General features: G+C 31.2%; 16 protein-coding genes. 5 read left to right on the top strand and 11 right to left on the bottom strand.

Annotated elements, in window-relative coordinates; all coding sequences use genetic code 11:
* Positions 1-26 precede the first annotated feature (26 nt).
* Positions 27-911 (bottom strand): chromosome partitioning protein ParA, encoded by an 885-nt coding sequence (locus ACZ2G2_RS13040; RefSeq protein WP_470392582.1) that lies wholly within the window; start codon positions 909-911, stop codon positions 27-29.
* Between the two features lie 101 nt (positions 912-1,012).
* On the opposite strand from ACZ2G2_RS13040, the gene ACZ2G2_RS13035 reads away from it, so the two are divergent.
* From ACZ2G2_RS13035 to ACZ2G2_RS13025, 3 genes are read left to right on the top strand one after another with little or no spacing between them, the layout of a single operon-like run.
* Complete coding sequence (locus ACZ2G2_RS13035) at positions 1,013-2,041, top strand: formimidoylglutamase (RefSeq protein WP_470392580.1); 1,029 nt, start codon at positions 1,013-1,015, stop codon at positions 2,039-2,041.
* Entirely contained in the window at positions 2,034-2,324 is a 291-nt protein-coding gene (locus tag ACZ2G2_RS13030; protein WP_090838437.1) for a hypothetical protein, read from the top strand. Before ACZ2G2_RS13035 ends, ACZ2G2_RS13030 begins: the two co-directional genes overlap by 8 nt.
* A 2-nt stretch (positions 2,325-2,326) precedes the next feature.
* Entirely contained in the window at positions 2,327-2,803 is a 477-nt protein-coding gene (locus ACZ2G2_RS13025) for a GNAT family N-acetyltransferase (protein WP_470392578.1), read from the top strand.
* 38 nt (positions 2,804-2,841) lie between these two features.
* Here ACZ2G2_RS13025 and ACZ2G2_RS13020 read toward each other — a convergent pair whose 3' ends face one another.
* The 10 genes from ACZ2G2_RS13020 to ACZ2G2_RS12975 all read right to left on the bottom strand — a co-directional run bounded on the left by ACZ2G2_RS13020 (position 2,842) and on the right by ACZ2G2_RS12975 (position 14,810).
* Positions 2,842-4,608: a hypothetical protein gene (locus ACZ2G2_RS13020; protein WP_470392576.1), complete on the bottom strand. Its 1,767-nt coding sequence runs from the start codon at positions 4,606-4,608 to the stop codon at positions 2,842-2,844.
* A 126-nt stretch (positions 4,609-4,734) separates the two neighbouring features.
* Positions 4,735-5,271, bottom strand: coding sequence for a hypothetical protein (locus tag ACZ2G2_RS13015; protein WP_470392574.1), 537 nt, complete (start codon positions 5,269-5,271; stop codon positions 4,735-4,737).
* Positions 5,272-5,338: 67 nt separating this feature from the next.
* The gene (locus ACZ2G2_RS13010; protein ID WP_470392572.1) at positions 5,339-6,574 is read right to left on the bottom strand and encodes a DUF6638 family protein; all 1,236 of its coding nucleotides are present in this window, start codon (positions 6,572-6,574) and stop codon (positions 5,339-5,341) included.
* 62 nt (positions 6,575-6,636) lie between these two features.
* Positions 6,637-7,965, bottom strand: a complete 1,329-nt coding sequence (locus ACZ2G2_RS13005) for a hypothetical protein (RefSeq protein WP_470392570.1) — start codon at positions 7,963-7,965, stop codon at positions 6,637-6,639.
* A 65-nt stretch (positions 7,966-8,030) separates the two neighbouring features.
* Positions 8,031-8,531, bottom strand: a complete 501-nt coding sequence (locus ACZ2G2_RS13000; protein ID WP_143067788.1) for a PIN domain-containing protein — start codon at positions 8,529-8,531, stop codon at positions 8,031-8,033.
* A 145-nt stretch (positions 8,532-8,676) separates the two neighbouring features.
* Positions 8,677-9,300 carry a hypothetical protein gene (locus ACZ2G2_RS12995; RefSeq protein ID WP_470392567.1) on the bottom strand — a complete coding sequence of 208 codons (624 nt, stop codon included), beginning with the start codon at positions 9,298-9,300 and terminating at the stop codon, positions 8,677-8,679.
* A 5-nt stretch (positions 9,301-9,305) separates the two neighbouring features.
* On the bottom strand, positions 9,306-9,890 hold the full coding sequence (gene nudK / locus ACZ2G2_RS12990) for a GDP-mannose pyrophosphatase NudK (RefSeq protein ID WP_470392566.1): 585 nt from the start codon (positions 9,888-9,890) through the stop codon (positions 9,306-9,308).
* A gap of 69 nt (positions 9,891-9,959) precedes the next feature.
* Positions 9,960-11,921 carry an AAA family ATPase gene (locus ACZ2G2_RS12985; protein WP_470392564.1) on the bottom strand — a complete coding sequence of 654 codons (1,962 nt, stop codon included), beginning with the start codon at positions 11,919-11,921 and terminating at the stop codon, positions 9,960-9,962.
* Between the two features lie 75 nt (positions 11,922-11,996).
* Entirely contained in the window at positions 11,997-13,055 is a 1,059-nt protein-coding gene (locus ACZ2G2_RS12980; protein ID WP_470392562.1) for a hypothetical protein, read from the bottom strand.
* Between the two features lie 414 nt (positions 13,056-13,469).
* Positions 13,470-14,810 (bottom strand): coiled-coil domain-containing protein, encoded by a 1,341-nt coding sequence (locus ACZ2G2_RS12975; protein WP_090838461.1) that lies wholly within the window; start codon positions 14,808-14,810, stop codon positions 13,470-13,472.
* A gap of 169 nt (positions 14,811-14,979) precedes the next feature.
* On the opposite strand from ACZ2G2_RS12975, the gene ACZ2G2_RS12970 reads away from it, so the two are divergent.
* Positions 14,980-15,759, top strand: coding sequence for an MBL fold metallo-hydrolase (locus ACZ2G2_RS12970; protein WP_470392560.1), 780 nt, complete (start codon positions 14,980-14,982; stop codon positions 15,757-15,759).
* A 41-nt stretch (positions 15,760-15,800) separates the two neighbouring features.
* Positions 15,801-15,980, top strand: coding sequence for a hypothetical protein (locus ACZ2G2_RS12965; protein WP_470392558.1), 180 nt, complete (start codon positions 15,801-15,803; stop codon positions 15,978-15,980).
* Positions 15,981-16,054: the final 74 nt, after the last annotated feature.

The following is a 16,054-nucleotide window of genomic DNA, read 5'->3' as shown; positions in this document are numbered from 1 at the left end:
ATAATAAATTACTATTAGTAATACTTTTATTTTAGAGTAAACTGAGAACTAGAAACCAATTCGTTTGCATTAAAAACATTGACTTGGTAAAGCCCCTTTTCAAAATCATCATCTGTATTATTTGTAACAAATTCGCAAATATCTAAATTTCCATTCTCATAATTAAATTTACTAATCACACTGTAATTAAGTGATTGTTCTCCAAATTTAACCTGCTCATTAACTCCTAAAATATTGTTGTTAGGATCTATAACTTGTACAAAAAACTCCTTATCTCCGGATTGTACTAACTTGTTTTTTGCAACTGTATAACATACTCTAATTTTGTCACTTCTTCTTGCTCTTTCTGTTGGTATTAGTTTACCGTTATTACGCTCAATAACACCAAACCCTTTTAAATTAGCAGTAGACAATACTGCTGCATTTTCTACTACATTAGCCAACGCTGTATTTTGTACTAAAAGCGAATCGTTAAACATTCTGCTTTTTTCAAATCTCACATTTGTACTATCCAAAGTAGTTGCTAATTGCATGTTTTCAACTTTTAATCTGTCGTTTTCAGTTAACAACACATCCATTTCATCTTGCAACGCTAAGTATTTCTTTTTATACTTCCATAAACTACCCACATTGTTTTCTGATACTTTTAAAGAGTCTATCAAACCTTGAATACGTTCTCTTGCATCAATTAAACTTTGATTTGCTACTTTATTTTCTCCTAATGCTACGTCATACTTTGCAGCCATAATGTTTAAATCACTTAAAACACTCTCTTTTTGCTGCGTTAATTCTTGTTCATTTTTTTGTTTGTCTTTATATAAAGACGACGTGTAAATTCCAGTACCAATAAATAATGCTAAAGCAATACCTAATGCTACTTTTAGTCCTGTACTTGCGGTGTTATTTGCCATAATTATTTGTTTTTAAATTGTTAAACGTTAATTCTTGTTTCTTGTTAAAACTTTAATAATAAAAACGTAATTTTAATTTTTCAAAACTACATAAAAAGTAAATGAATAAATTAGTTTTATTTAATAACTCGATTATTACAGATCTACTTAATACACGCTCTGGCGAAACTAAATTTGGTGAACATGTTCAGACATTAACCAGTGTTTCAAATATATACGATGCACTTAAAAATTTAGACGTTACGCATGTTATATTTGGCATACCAGAAGACGTCGGTGTATTTGCAAATCACGGTAAATCAGGCACTTCAAGCACTTGGGAGGCTACAATTAAAATTTTGTTAAATACACAAAGTAACACGTTTAATGTGCCCAACAAAGTACTAATTCTGGGACATCTAGATTTTTCTGAAGAACAAGAAGTAATCTCCAAACTAAAACAGAGCAACCCTAAACATATTTCTAAAGCTAGAAAATTAGTTGCCGAAATAGATAAACATATTGTAGACTTAGTTTCTAAAATTGTTAGTGCAGGTAAAATCCCTATTGCAATTGGTGGTGGACACAATAATGCCTACGGAATGATAAAAGGAACAAGTTTAGCCTTAAAACAGCCTATAAATAGTATTAATTTTGATGCACACACAGATTTTAGAGCATTGGAAGGAAGACATAGCGGTAATGGATTTAGTTACGCTTACGCGGAAGGTTTTTTAAAACGTTATTTTGTTTTTGGTTTACACGAAAACTATACATCCTCAGACATTTTTAGTCAGTTTAAAGACAATAAGCATTTAGATTATAATACTTATGAAGCTATTGCTGTCAGACATGAAAAGAAGTTTTTAGCAGAATTACAGCGTGCTGAATCACATATAAACAAATCAAAATTTGGAATAGAAATAGATTGTGATGCTATAATAAATACACCTAGTAGCGCACAAACACCTAGTGGTTTTACTGTAGAAAAAACAAGACAATTTCTTCATCACTTTGCAAGACTAGATAATGTTAATTATTTGCATATTTGCGAAGCTTCAGCAAAAAAGAAAAATGCTGCACAAGTAGGTAAACTAATCAGCTATTTAATAACAGACTTTATACGTTCAAACTCAAATAAAAATGACTAAATTACAAGTAGAATATATAAGACTTGCGATAGCAACCTTAGTATTTATCTTTATTATTACACTATTATTTGTGCTTATTAACCAAGTACAAATGGATTGGTTTATTAACACTGCACAAGCCATAACAATACCCGTTCTTGTATTAATTGTGGCTGTTCCAATCTGGATGATTGTTGATTTAATTAGAAAACAAGTTGCAGATAAATCTATATTTAATTTAACGTTTTTTATTTCTGTAATTTCAATTCTATTAATGCTTTTTGCAATAAAAATATTAAATTAAAGATGACAGAAAACATTAAAATAATTCCGTTTAACCAACTGTATTCTAAAGATTTTTATCAATTAAATATAGAATGGTTGGAAACTTACTTTTATGTTGAGCCTTTTGATCAAACTGTTTTAAGCAATCCTAAAGACTATATTATAGATAAAGGTGGTTTTATCTTTTTTGCTAAGTTTGAAGACAGAATAGTTGGCACCTATGCTTTTATGCCCTTAAAAGACCAACCTGGTTTTGAATTAACTAAAATGGCGGTTTCTCCGGATATGAGAGGACATAAAATAGGTCAAAAATTATTGCAACATAGTATTGAATTTGCCAAAACCAACCAATTTAAAAGGCTACTTCTCTACTCTAGTAAAACATTAGAAAACGCAATCTATTTATATTTAAAATTTGGCTTTAAGGAAATTACTTTAGAGCAAGATTCGCCTTACAAAAGGTCCAATATAAAAATGGAATATGATTTAAACGTATAAAAAAAAGCACTAAATAAGATTTAGTGCTTTTTTTGTGATTAATTATTATTTTCTAATGAATCTATTTTTTGTTTTAATTTAGCAATATCATCAGCTTTACGCTTGTTTACTATAGAGTCGTATTTTCGCTGTAAAGCCTCTAGCGTCTCTTTATTGTCAATAGTATTACCATTTACCGCTGTAGTATCAATAGCAATGTATTGATCGTTTAAGTCCTTCATTATAGCCTCTGTGGCTTTTTCTTCATCTACAAAATAAGCGTCAATACCTTCACTTGCTCTCCAAGCTTCATTAAGTTGATCATAAATAGTTTTTTCCCATGTACTTGGATGTTTAACATCTATCCAAACAACATCTCTATACTCACTATCAATTAATGCCAAATCTGGGGTTGCAGAACCGTCAAAATTATCAGAGTCTTTACTAATTGAAGCGACCGTCCCTAAAAAGAATAAACGTTTACGTCCTGCAATATTTTTTATATAAGGCCTAAACTCTACAGCCTTATTAACATCCCAATCGTATTCTTTCCTAGACTCTCTAACTTTAGAAGGCATCGCAGAAATACCTGCGTAACCTTGTTTTTTTGTTGCATGATCATAATAATACAATTTATCAGTACCATCAGCTGGTACAAAAACACTGTATGTTAAACTAGTACGCTCGTCTCCAAAAGGCTCTAAACCAAACCAATGGTACAATCCGCTGTAGGCATCTATTTTAGTATCTTCAAAATTAAAATCCGTTACAAAAGGCAGTTGATTTTGATCATCTTCTAAATCCGGAATTTTAACTGCTGTTTTCATGTTCCAAGGTAAAGGATCACTAAATCCACCAATAAACTTTAAAGATTCCGCTTGTAAGCGTGATACTTTTTCTGACAACGTATTTTGACGTGTCAAGTAAGGATGATTCCTCATTTCTTCTTGGCTTATAAACGTCCCTTTACCTATAGTAACACGCTCAATATAATCGCTAAAATCATGTGCGCCATTATCAATAACCATTACCCCTCCAAAGGTTGGGTAAGGAAAGAAAAATCCTTTCCATTTGATAAGGCTTACTACTTCCACCCATTGACCAGAATCGTTTTTCATGTAAAACGTATCGCTTGGTTCATAATTAAATAACATCCAAGGATTAAAACGCTGTACTACTGCATTGTAAGTATTACGACTAAATTTTAAAGATTCTCCAATAGAAAACGTTACCGGAATTCGGTTTTCATTAGAAAAACGAGGAAAAGGTGTTGTACTTGATACAGAAAACACTTCTTCAGTATTATCACTTATACCCTGCCACACATATTTTTCTGTAGGCTGAATAGCCATCGTCCATTTATTCTCATCTCCAATACGAACCAAGTGTGGCAACGACACATCTTTAGTCTCTCCAACGCTTTCATTACCCATAGAATGGACGTTTTTTAATGGTTGAATACGTTCGTTTTGTGTTAATGGTAGTTCGTTAATTTCGATTTTATTTAGATTATTATACACATTATACGTTCTCATATAATCATATAATTGATATTCCCAACCTGCCACATACAACAGTCCAAAAAAAACTAATAGTCCTGCTAAAACAGCTAATCGTTTTCCTGTTGCTGCTGAATTACGGAAACTACGCAACCCAAAAAACAATAATATACCACTTAGTAAAATGATAAAAATATACTTACGTATAAATAATAGTAACGGTTGATAATCATCTCTTAAAAAAAACAATAATGCAAAAACAATTAGTCCTAAAATAATAACAACTGCTTTTTGCTTACCTCCTTGATTCCAATACCTTTTAATCATATAACTTATATTTTGGTTTTTAGCTTTCGCTTTTAACCGAATAGTGTTTCCTTGTTTATTTTTCTGCCTTATACCTTCTGCCTTCTGCCTTCTGCCTTAATATAGCATTTACCCTTTTCCTAAAAACTACATTAATCCTTTATCCTTCAATCGTTCTCTTGCAGTTTTTTCAGGTGCTTTAGCTTCTTCTTTAATTTCGGTTTTAGCCTCTTTAATCACTTTAGTATCTGTGTTTTTTAAATCCTCTAAAAACTCTTTACCTTTATTAAAACCACCTTTTACAACATCTTCAATACTATCTGTTTGCTCTTCTATAACCTCTCCAGATTTAAGTACAAAATTAGCAACATACGTCCCAATCAATGTTCCAAAAATGGCCATTGCAAAAGCTGAAATCCCATAATAAGAACTAAAAATAACGATAGGTGTTAAAAACTGAATAATTAAAGCCACTATTAAAAATCCAAATGCAACAAACAAAACCCTAGGTAAAATGTCCTGCTTATAAATAAAGCCTTTTACATTGCCTGATTTCATTTGTAATTCTTTACTATTTAATAGTTTATTAAAAAATCTATAAACTCCGTTTCCTTTAGATTCTGTCCAATAAATAAAAATTCCGAAAAGAATTGCTCCAAAAAATATAATAATTTCTAAACCCATGGTTTTGCTTGTGTTTTATTATTTAAAAGGCTTATTACAAAGCCTGTACTAAATTAGTCTATAATTTTTAAATATTGTTACTAATAGTTTCAATAACCCAATCCTTAAAAGAATCCTCCCAAGTACTGTATTGCTTATAAAATTCTTCTTTATCATACCAATATAAGAACAGAACATCTCTAGGCGAAACATTTATTAATAGTTTCCAAATTAAATCTTGATGCTTAGCTGTTAAAGACGAATGTGGTATATGCAATGCATTAAACAAATTAACATCTACAATATCTGCAATTTTATATTGGTTACTAACTTCAATTTTGTCTAAATATAACTCCACACCCATGACACGTTTTCTGGTATCAATATCTAACTTGTTTAAATAACTTTTAAATAATACAGCATCGTTTAAAATGTCACGTAACGGATGTTGCGTGTCTTTTAAAGCCATTGCGAATTCCATCTTTTTTACGCGTTGATAACGCGTCGTATTTAGTGCTTCCTCCAAATCATGCTCAATAATAACATGATCACGCAATTTATCCATTAGTTCTGGTTGCTCAATATGAAAAATTGTAACATCATGAATCGTGTCTTTTATGGCTTCTTTGTACCATTTTATGTTTTCAAAGACAACAATTGGCGATATAAAGTCACGCAATACATAAACACCACCAAAGGATTTAGTATAAAACGAATCCGTTTGATATTGTAAACTATGAAGGCTTAAATCACGACCACGCAAATCGCCATGTGCTTTTGCAGATGCTAATAGTTGCGCATGTAAGTCTTCGTCAATAAAATTATTACCGTGTCTAAAAGTATCTATTAGATCTTGTTGTTCTTTTTGAAGTTTATCTAAATTATTTACAAGATGAAATTTAATGTAAACCTTATTATACTTAAGAACGTCTAGTGGCTCATAAAATGCATCTATATCTTGATCAAAATCAATGCATATTGCTGAGTCTCTTGTAATATCATTAATTTTTTGACCATGTACTTGAAACACTTGCTTCATCATCTCTCTATCAAAACTATGAAACTCAGAATATACTGGTTTTCCTTTTTGTAAAGGCGAAATAATAATAGCATGCGGATTAGCTTCTCCATTATTAAGGTACATTGTCGACCCTTTTTCTTCTGCTATTTCTGGACTATATCCAATACCATCAATTGAAAAACTAGTCAATTTAGTTGGCGTAAACCCTAATTTTTGAAGGCATTGGTTGTAACGCTCCACTAATTTACCACTTATTGGAATTAGCTCGCTTCTGTATAGATTTGCTTGTTTTAGTTTTTGCATGTGTTTTAGTTAAAACGGTATTCCTTTATTACTTTATTTTCTGAAAATAATTTTTATAAAATCTATTTTGAGCTATAATAAAATGGAATATTCCATTCTTTTATAAATTCATCACTGTATTCCTTTTTTATTGTAACTATATTCTTCCCTAATTTTGGTGTAACCATTGGAATATAACCTACAACCCCAAATTGATTTGTTCTAGGGTGTTCATATTTTGAAAACTCCATAGCTATCTTTTCTCCATTTAAATATATAAAGTTATACGCTTTATAACAATCTAGTTTCATTTGTCTTCTCTCTGTTAACTCACCTTTTTCAAACAACGAATAATCTTTTTGATATACCTCACATACTTTTTTACTAAGTCTTTTTTCGTTAGAAAAAATTGGAATAAAAACCTTTACTAAATTCGATTTAATTCGATCACTCTCGATTTGAGGTGTTAACAAAAAATTATTACCTTCCTTATACGACTCATAAAAACTTGGATAAACTTTAGTGGTATCAAAGTAAACATCATCTCCAAGAATCAAATAAGGGATATTCGTTTTATTTAATTGAAAAATAGCTACAAATGCTCCAAACAATAAGCATGATATCATTAAATAAACTAATGATTTTTTTTTCTTAAAATTAGACCCAAAAATCATGGTAACTTGCAAAATAGACTTATAAATAGGACCATAAATTACAATCGAAGTAAATTTAACTATCTTAAAAAGCATTAATTGCATTTCTGTTTTTTCTTTGTTTTTTTTAAGATTTGCAATAATTGTAAAAGCAGTTTGAAATATTATAACAATAAGGATAAGCACTAAAGGTATTAACAGAATGTAGGACGGAATATAATTAGAAAGCATATTAAACACCACCAAGTATAAACTAGCAAAAAAAGCCATGTAAGTATATATAATCAAAAATGTGAAAGCTGCTGAAAATATAACGCTGCAAACCTCGTCAACTTTTTTGATAGAATCTTCTAGTTTTGGAAGAATAGATAATATTTTTTCTGTGTATACTTTAGAATAAGCGCTGTCTTCAATACTATAATCAGGAAATACAGAATTTAAACCCACTAAACCAATCCAATATGCACGCAGAAAAAAATGAATGACAAACATTGCAGCTAAAATACTAACTGCAAAAAGTCCAAAAAAGATAATTATATACCCAATAATATACTGACTTGGGTCTAAAATGTCTATAAATTTATTTGTTCCCCAACTTATAACACCAAACAATTGAAATGTACCAAAAATAGCAATTGCGGACACTAATAGTTCTGCTTCCCAGCTTTCTTCTTTTAACCTTTGCAACCAGTTTTTTGGTGCAGGTTTTATTGTAACATCTGTATTTAAATCGTTATTATCGTTAACAATTTTATCCATATTCTATTTTTTAAAGCATAAAAACGAATCTGTATAGATTTGCTTGTTTTAGTTTTTGCATTACATTAAATTTTACTCAAATATTTTTTTTCCATCCTCTCAATATTAAAAACATGCTTTCCCCACTCTTTATGCGTTATTGGGATTAAATTCTTAATAATTAAATAATCAACCATACTATTTATTACAGTTAACGGTCTATTATAATTGAGATTTGAAGAAGCTTTTAAATTATGCGATTTTTCTAAATGACTTAAATTTACATCGAAGTTGTTTTTTTCCAAATCATTATAATTTACATACTCTTCAAGACTCAAATTCCGCCCTAATGACAACGGATCAAACAAAACTCTAAATCTATAATCAGGAGTTTCTTGATGATTCTCCCATTCTATTCCTGCAAGTACCGTGTAGTCTCTAATTTGACCTACCCAATCCCTACCTTTTAATTTAAACCCATTTCTTTTAAATTCGTTAAATAACTCAGAATTTAATTCCTCAATTATTTTTTTTGGTCTTAAAACCTCATAATTATAATAGCGCATTACACTCAGTAATGAGAGCATAATAAATAAACTTAAAATAATAAATATTAAAGGGTATTGGGTTTCACTTTTATCCAAATTAACCAATGCAATACCAAGTATTACAAATAGCAATATTTGAGGTGCTAAAAAATACCTTTTGTATATGTACCAAGCCTTTTTCAAATTATAATTTTTCTAAATTTTTAATCATTTTAATATTTCCATCAATAGGCGCAATTATTACCTCAGGATCATCTTTTAAAACATAAAACACATACAAACTATTTTTACCTAACATTTTTATGTCTTGTGTAAAACCATCATCAAATGTTAATTGATGTGTTATTTTATAATCATTACTAATTATTCTTTTCTTCGTTTTATGACCACTTCCAACACCCAAGCCTATAAAAATACTGAATACATAAAAGGCAATCATTGTTATTACCGCGTCTTTAGCATTAATTTTAACTTGTGCCTTTTCTAATTTTATTTTATTTTTTCCTGATTGGTACTTTTTCTTTTTACTTAACCATTTGTAATACTTAGGCGTTATTTTAACCACTACATAAGCCATAACTATACTAAATAAGACTGCTAAACCTAGAATTAAATTACCTGTAATAACAGCTATTGGACTAATCAAAACATCTAAAACAGATGAATAATCCAATATATTAATCCCAATAAATTTATAGTAAATGGTTTCATGTACAACACCTAGCACTAATAAAAATAAGTATCCAATGGATAAAAAATCTTGAATACCAAGATTAGATAATTTACTACCGTGTTTACTATCTTCCATATTAATTACTGCATTATATTATTAATTTGAGCATACTGCAACAAACAAATAGTCTTTATATCCTTAATCTCGCCAGTTTTAATGCTATTTACAGCTGTATTAAACGCTAGTTCTAATACTTCGATGTCTTCTGTCTCATTAGCAGCTCCTCCGCCCTCATTGACTTTCATTTGGTCTGAATATTCGCCAATAAAATAATGTAAAATTTCTGTAACAGATCCTGGAGATGAATAGGCTTCCATTACCTTTTCTACGTTTGTAATGCGATATCCTGTTTCTTCTTCAACTTCCTTTTTGATACAATCTTCAGGTTTATCATTGTCTAACATACCCGCACAGGCTTCAATCAAAAAGCCCTCTTTGTTACCGTTTACATATGTTGGTATGCGAAGTTGTTTGGTTAATACAACCGTTTGTTTTACTTTATTGTATAACAGAATGACTGCTCCATCACCTCTATCGTAACATTCTCTAGTAACTGATCGCCACTCGCCATTACTTTGTAAATAATCAAATGTTAACTTGTTTAGAGTGTACCAATTATCAGATAATAATTCGGTTTTTAAATTTTTGATTCGGCTAGTACTCATTTGTTATTCAGCTTGTGTTTTGTTTACATTTTTTTGTCATTCTGCGTCGTAGCGCAGAATGACAAATTGTTATTTACTAACACCGTATTGTTCTCTAGCTTTAGTTTCAATATTTAATTGATTTACTCTAGCATCCACTTTACGTTTAAAGTCTGTATCTGCAATAGTTGCAACGTTATCTAAATAACGCACAACCTCTTGTCTTCTAATATCCGAAAAGTCTAATCCTTTCATGTTGGCACGCATTAGTTCTTGTAACATTCCAAATTTAGTATCGTAATCTTTTTTGAAATACGTTTCAGGATTCTCAAACCAATCTGGTTCTAAATCAAAATCCGTTAAACGTAGCGATACTGATTTTTGAATATTACGTACATCACGAGATGAGAAAAATGGAAATATTTTCTGAATTTCGGTATATAAATTAGCATAAAACATATGCTCTGTATCTTTATATTTTGCCTCTACTTTTTCAAATGTTTCTAAAACGCGTTGCTCAGTTGGGTTGTCTACTTTTTCTAAAATATCTCCCAAGTTTTTAGCAACATGTTGCGCATCTAAATAGTTGTAATCTGAAGGATTACTCATATTTACAAAATCAGGCATTGTACTATCTAGTTTTCTCCACCAGATATGATCTTGATCAATAAAATCATGCTCATTACGTGCACCATCAATTTTAAATCGTCCTTGAACACGAGAAATAACTGCTTTATCTAACATTTCTGGAAGGTTGGTAAATAACCCTACCGAGCTATTTCCGTAATTAACAGCATACGCCCCTTCCGTATATCTTAAAAAGACACCAATAACTTCTTTTACACCGGCAGATACACCTTGCGCTGTACGTTCTTGCAAATTGTTTTCTGCATCATCAATTGGTGCAAAAATAAGTTTAGTTGGATCCTGCATTGGTTTCATCCAATCTACCATCTTTTCTGCCGATCCACCTTGAAATGTACTAATTAAAGTATCCGGCATTGGATGGAATAAAAATGGAATGTCTAAATGGTCACAATGCTCTTTTAATCGTGTAGCAATAGCTGCAATTAGCATACTTTTTCCTGTTCCAGGAATACCGTACCCCATAAAAACTGGCATAAAACCACCTAGTTCTTGGAACGGGTTTTTCTTTGCTTCAAAATCGTAACTCAACATACGCTCTGTTAAACGACGTGCAAAGTGTTTTGCATCTCTGTTACCAACGATTTGCTCGAATTGTATTTTATTAAACTCGACACTTTTGGCTGTGCCTTGAAAAGTATTTTCCCATCCTGAAATAGCAAAATCACTGTTTTCTAATTTGTAAGTTCTATCAACAATAGTCTCCGTATAATCTAAGCTACTTCTTCTTAAACTAATCTCGGCTAATAAGGCTTCAAAATAAACTACAGTAAAATCTGCAACATCTTTATCTGACTTAATAATATCCGGATGTGCTAGGTATTTGTCAAAATAAAATAAGGCGCAAGACACCCCTTTTAAAGGCGACATTAAAGACAGTTCTGGAATACCCGCAAACTTCTGTTTCATGACACTTAAATCGTCCGAAGCATGTGGTTTTAATAAATGTAATACTTTGTACGCCGATGCAAATAACATAAAAGCAGTTGCGGTTTGCATTTTGCTTTCATACTCGCGCTTACCATCATTATCTAAAGCCGATTTACGCTCGTTAAGACTAGATAAACCTGAGGCATCATAATAACTGTCTTTTATCCAAATACCTAAAGTAAATCCTTCTTGTACTGCGTATAATGTCTGATTTAAAAGAATAGGTATGGCTATCGAATCTGGTAATAATCGTTTTTTTAAAGCAAGTATGGTTTTTGAAACCGATGTAATGGATGCTGACGATCCATTATTTGCTTTTGATAAATACAGTAATATAGATTCGTCTTTAGCATCTTTGTCCTTGTTTTTTGCGCGCGACCCTTGCTCCCAACTAATACTTTTTAAGTATGATGAAGCTTCGTCACGTAAAACGTCTAATTCTGATTTTTTTATAGGGAAAGTTGAGTTGTGTTCCATGGTTTATTAGTCTTCAGTGTGTAATACGTATTTATCAATATTTTATAAAGCTAATTACGACCACTGTTATTGGTTTTATTTTTTTATTATTAAATCCGATACTTGAAATGGTGGCTTTGCCAACTTATTCATTATCTCTGGATTTTTATTGTAAAGTAATTGAATGATACGGTGTGGTGCAAAAACATAGCCTTCCTTGATTGGAGTGCTCCAATTTTGAAGTGTTTGTTTGCTAAAATAACCGCCTTCTTTAAATTCGCCTCCAGTAAATACTTCGTGAATTTTAAAAGATAATGCATAGGCTTCTAAAGGGATTTCCTTTTTACCTATTGCTTCTAAAATAGTATGCGTTAAGTCGTTATCATCCTTTGCAAACACGTTATGAAACGCACCTATATCTAGACGTTTTATATGTTTTGGATATACGTTTTTTAAACGTCTATCAATACCATAAGCCATGGTATCCATATTCATTTTACGATCAGCTACTGCTTTTAATGCCTCGTAAATTTCTTGTTTATTTGTAAATGGATCTTTACCATCATAGTCAAAGTACATAAAGCATACAAATGGTCTGTTTAAAGACACATCGTAAAAACTCCAACTAGTCATATAGTCTGCTTCGCTACCTTCCGGTGCTTTTATAATTTTACCTTGAACAAAACGATTGAATATGTATTGTTGCTCTACTGAAGTGTAATAAACTATTGAGGCTGCTTGAAATAATTTATCACGTCTAACAGGCTGTTTTTTGCGTAATAATTGATCTAGAAATTCGTCTTGAAGTACAGAGACGTCTTTTAATTTGTTTAAATAGTTGTCGCGTAAAGACAGGTCGTTAAATAGATATCTAAATTCTAAATAATTTGGGAAACCTGAATCTGTAACATCTATCTTCATGTTATCTTCTTCGTCATACATGTATTTGACACGCATGGCCTCTATGGAGTACAATAACAGGTCGCAGTATTGTTTGAAGAATATAACTTCTTGTGGTGTACATAAGCCATTTTGTTGGACGCCAACTATTAGCTCTTTTAAGGCAAAATCTACCTTTTTATGATAAAACACATATTGATCTTTACTATTTAAAATAGCCGAATCTAATGGTGTTACAATGTGGTTTATACTCATTTTAAATTTTCAATATTCAGTTGTTATAGACAGTTTTAAATATGCTATATTTTGATTGTTTTAATTGTGATTAACCTTTTTTTTATTGTTTTTATATTTAAAAAAAGCCCAAAGAAAAAATCCTCCAAAAAAGATAATATTTGACCAACCTATTATTTGGCTTGCAAGTGTATTACTGATTTTTAGGATGTAGATACCATTTAAAACAAAACCTATTATGATTATAATTGCAATTACTAATCTTAACTGTTTAGTCATATTTATAAATATTTATTTTATTGATCTACACTTTAACACCTGAGTAAGCGCGTTAAGGATTGAAGTGGCATCCTTTTGCTTTTTTGCAAAAGATATAACGTAAAGCCTGACCTACTTTAGCCCTTAAAAGCTAAAGTAGGTAACGCTCTATTAATTTTAAGACAATAAATCGTCGTTTGATGCTTCTGGTTTTGGTGCTCCTGCTGGTGCATCATCTCCTGAAGGTGTTGTATTATCTGAGTTGTAATACTCTTCAAAAATCTCTTTCATGTCAATTCCGTAACGGTCTGCAAAATTCTTTTGAATATCCACATCTTTTGCTCTAATCTCATGCAAAGCCTCTGCATAACTACGGTATACACCTTGCATAACTTTTTCGTGAACTGGGATATTATCCATCATTTCTTGACGTGCTTTAGCACTTGCTGTATGCATTGATGCTAATGTCTCTCCAATATGCTCGTCCGTTTTAACTCCTAAATGCTCTAAAATAGCAGCAAATTCTTGATCTGTACGTGCTTTTAAAGCCACGACATAACCGTCGTAATACTTTAAACGCTCTTCTGTATCCGACTTTAATTTAGCACGGTGCGTTTGTAAGTTACTACGTAAAGACGTTAATACTTTAATAGTTAAATTATGCTTGTGTACAAAACTGTCTTTAGATGCTGCAAGTGTTGTGTAGGCGTTTTTAAGTCCTTCTAACTCTTCTATCTCTTGTTCTAATTTAGTGACTTGAGATAATGCCTCAGAGTACTGTGGTGATTGTTTATCTGCAACTTCTTCTAATGCTTGACGTGCCTGCTTTAATGCAGCATATTGTGTCTCTAATTTAGCTTCTGTTTCTGCTTTTTTCTCTAAGGCTTTAGTGTGGTTTTTAGAGGCTTCTACGATAGCTACTTGTAGCTTATCTTCTACTTCTTTAATTTCTACCTCACGATTTTTAAGACGTGTTACTGCTGCTTGAGATTTGTATGACAACTCACTTAATAGTGTTTGGATGTCTGCACTCTCTATACGCTCTTGAAACATTGCTTTTGCTTTGTTGTCTGCTCCTGCACGTACTTTTTCTGATGCTTCTAAAGCTTTTTCTGCTGCTTTGATTTTGCTTTTACGTCCCCATAGGTTATTCCACCATGTGTCAGGCTTATTTTGTGCGTCTTCTAATTCGATTTTTGAACGCTCTAATGCTTTTTGAGCATCGTCAATAACTTTTTGTTCTTTTGCGTTTAAAGATGAAAAACGCTCAAACAAGATACCAACCTCATCTTGGTAGTCTGTTAAATCTTTAATAGCATCTAAAAGCGTTGTACGATCTTTCTCTGCCATACCAACAACATCATCCAAAGTTGCGTTTAAGATTTTTTGACGACTTTCTGGATCGTCCTCTTGCGCTAACTTAGACTTCATGGTATCAATTGCTTTTCCCCAATTGACATCTACTTTTTCGGTTTTTTCATTAGAGTTTGTTTCTAATAAATCAAAATCATCAGACATATATATTCTTGTTTTTAAGGTTGGATAAAATTTATGTAAGCAATTTCGTTAAAAAATATTAGTTAAGAAAATATTTATTGCTCATATTATAAGTATTAATTGTTATTAAAATGTTACAGATTATTATCAAGAATTAAAAAACAAGTATCTTTAAAACAAAAATCTAAAAATGAAAAGACTATTATTTACCTTACTTACATTAACCTTATTACTAACTAGTTGTAAAAATCAAGAGAAAACTGATACCGCTAAAGCTGAAAAACCAACAACCTCAGCTGTTAAAAACAGCTTAGAAATTATACCAATTACGCATGCTACATTGGTTTTAAATTATGCTAACGAAACTATTTACGTAGATCCAACTGGTGGAAAAGAAGCTTTTGAAGATCAAAAACAACCAACTTTAGTTTTAGTTACAGATATACATGGTGATCACTTTGATATTGAGACTTTAAAAGCATTAGATTTAAAAAACGCATTATTAGTTGCTCCTCAAGCGGTAGTAGATAAGTTTCCTGAAGATTTTAAGCCAACTATTAAAGTTATGGCTAATGATGACATTGCAATGGTTAATACGGTTACTATACAAGCAATACCTATGTACAATTTGCGTGAGGAAGCTTTAAAATTTCATGCTAAAGGACGTGGAAATGGATATGTACTAACTATTGGTGAAGAACGTATTTACATCTCTGGAGATACAGAAGACATCCCTGAAATGAGACAGCTTACAAGCATAGACAAAGCTTTTGTTTGCATGAACTTACCTTACACCATGACAGTAGAAAGTGCAGCTAGTGCAGTATTAGATTTTAAACCTAAACAAGTGTATCCTTATCATTACAGAGGAACAGAGGGATTAAGTGATGTTGCTAAATTTAAAACTTTAGTTAACGCTGGTAATTCTGAAATTGAGGTTATACAGTTAGATTGGTATCCTAAAAATTAATTATTATATTTGGGATGAATATATCCCCAAATTAACAATTTATGACACCTAAAGTATTATTTATTTTACAAAGTATAGAAGAAACATCAGCAACATTACATAATGAAAAAATAATTACAATTTTGTCTATTGCATTAGTTACAGTGATTTCTTTACTTACGCTAAACCTATATAGAGTAAACCAACTTAAGGAAGAGATTAAAAGACTTAAAAATTTATAATTAAAATATGAGCACGTTATTTATTACTCTGCTATTTGGTTTTGTATTTGTTATTTTTTGCGCATTATTAGGTT

The organism is Olleya sp. KKT75, assembly GCF_055635485.1.
The sequence above is the reverse complement of the archived record's forward strand: the minus strand, read 5'-3'. Positions and strand labels throughout refer to the sequence as shown.

Bases quoted from the DNA above. Each gene is read 5' to 3' on its own strand.
- ACZ2G2_RS12995 (WP_470392567.1), bottom strand. From the start codon at position 9,300: ATGGAAGATAGTAAACACGGTAGTAAATTATCTAATCTTGGTATTCAA.
- ACZ2G2_RS12975 (WP_090838461.1), bottom strand. From the start codon at position 14,810: ATGTCTGATGATTTTGATTTATTAGAAACAAACTCTAATGAAAAAACC.
- ACZ2G2_RS13030 (WP_090838437.1), top strand. From the start codon at position 2,034: ATGACTAAATTACAAGTAGAATATATAAGACTTGCGATAGCAACCTTA.
- ACZ2G2_RS13035 (WP_470392580.1), top strand. From the start codon at position 1,013: ATGAATAAATTAGTTTTATTTAATAACTCGATTATTACAGATCTACTT.
- ACZ2G2_RS12980 (WP_470392562.1), bottom strand. From the start codon at position 13,055: ATGAGTATAAACCACATTGTAACACCATTAGATTCGGCTATTTTAAAT.
- ACZ2G2_RS13010 (WP_470392572.1), bottom strand. From the start codon at position 6,574: ATGCAAAAACTAAAACAAGCAAATCTATACAGAAGCGAGCTAATTCCA.
- ACZ2G2_RS13040 (WP_470392582.1), bottom strand. From the start codon at position 911: ATGGCAAATAACACCGCAAGTACAGGACTAAAAGTAGCATTAGGTATT.
- ACZ2G2_RS13020 (WP_470392576.1), bottom strand. From the start codon at position 4,608: ATGATTAAAAGGTATTGGAATCAAGGAGGTAAGCAAAAAGCAGTTGTT.
- nudK (WP_470392566.1), bottom strand. From the start codon at position 9,890: ATGAGTACTAGCCGAATCAAAAATTTAAAAACCGAATTATTATCTGAT.
- ACZ2G2_RS12985 (WP_470392564.1), bottom strand. From the start codon at position 11,921: ATGGAACACAACTCAACTTTCCCTATAAAAAAATCAGAATTAGACGTT.
- ACZ2G2_RS13005 (WP_470392570.1), bottom strand. From the start codon at position 7,965: ATGGATAAAATTGTTAACGATAATAACGATTTAAATACAGATGTTACA.
- ACZ2G2_RS12965 (WP_470392558.1), top strand. From the start codon at position 15,801: ATGACACCTAAAGTATTATTTATTTTACAAAGTATAGAAGAAACATCA.
- ACZ2G2_RS13000 (WP_143067788.1), bottom strand. From the start codon at position 8,531: ATGCTCTCATTACTGAGTGTAATGCGCTATTATAATTATGAGGTTTTA.
- ACZ2G2_RS13025 (WP_470392578.1), top strand. From the start codon at position 2,327: ATGACAGAAAACATTAAAATAATTCCGTTTAACCAACTGTATTCTAAA.
- ACZ2G2_RS13015 (WP_470392574.1), bottom strand. From the start codon at position 5,271: ATGGGTTTAGAAATTATTATATTTTTTGGAGCAATTCTTTTCGGAATT.
- ACZ2G2_RS12970 (WP_470392560.1), top strand. From the start codon at position 14,980: ATGAAAAGACTATTATTTACCTTACTTACATTAACCTTATTACTAACT.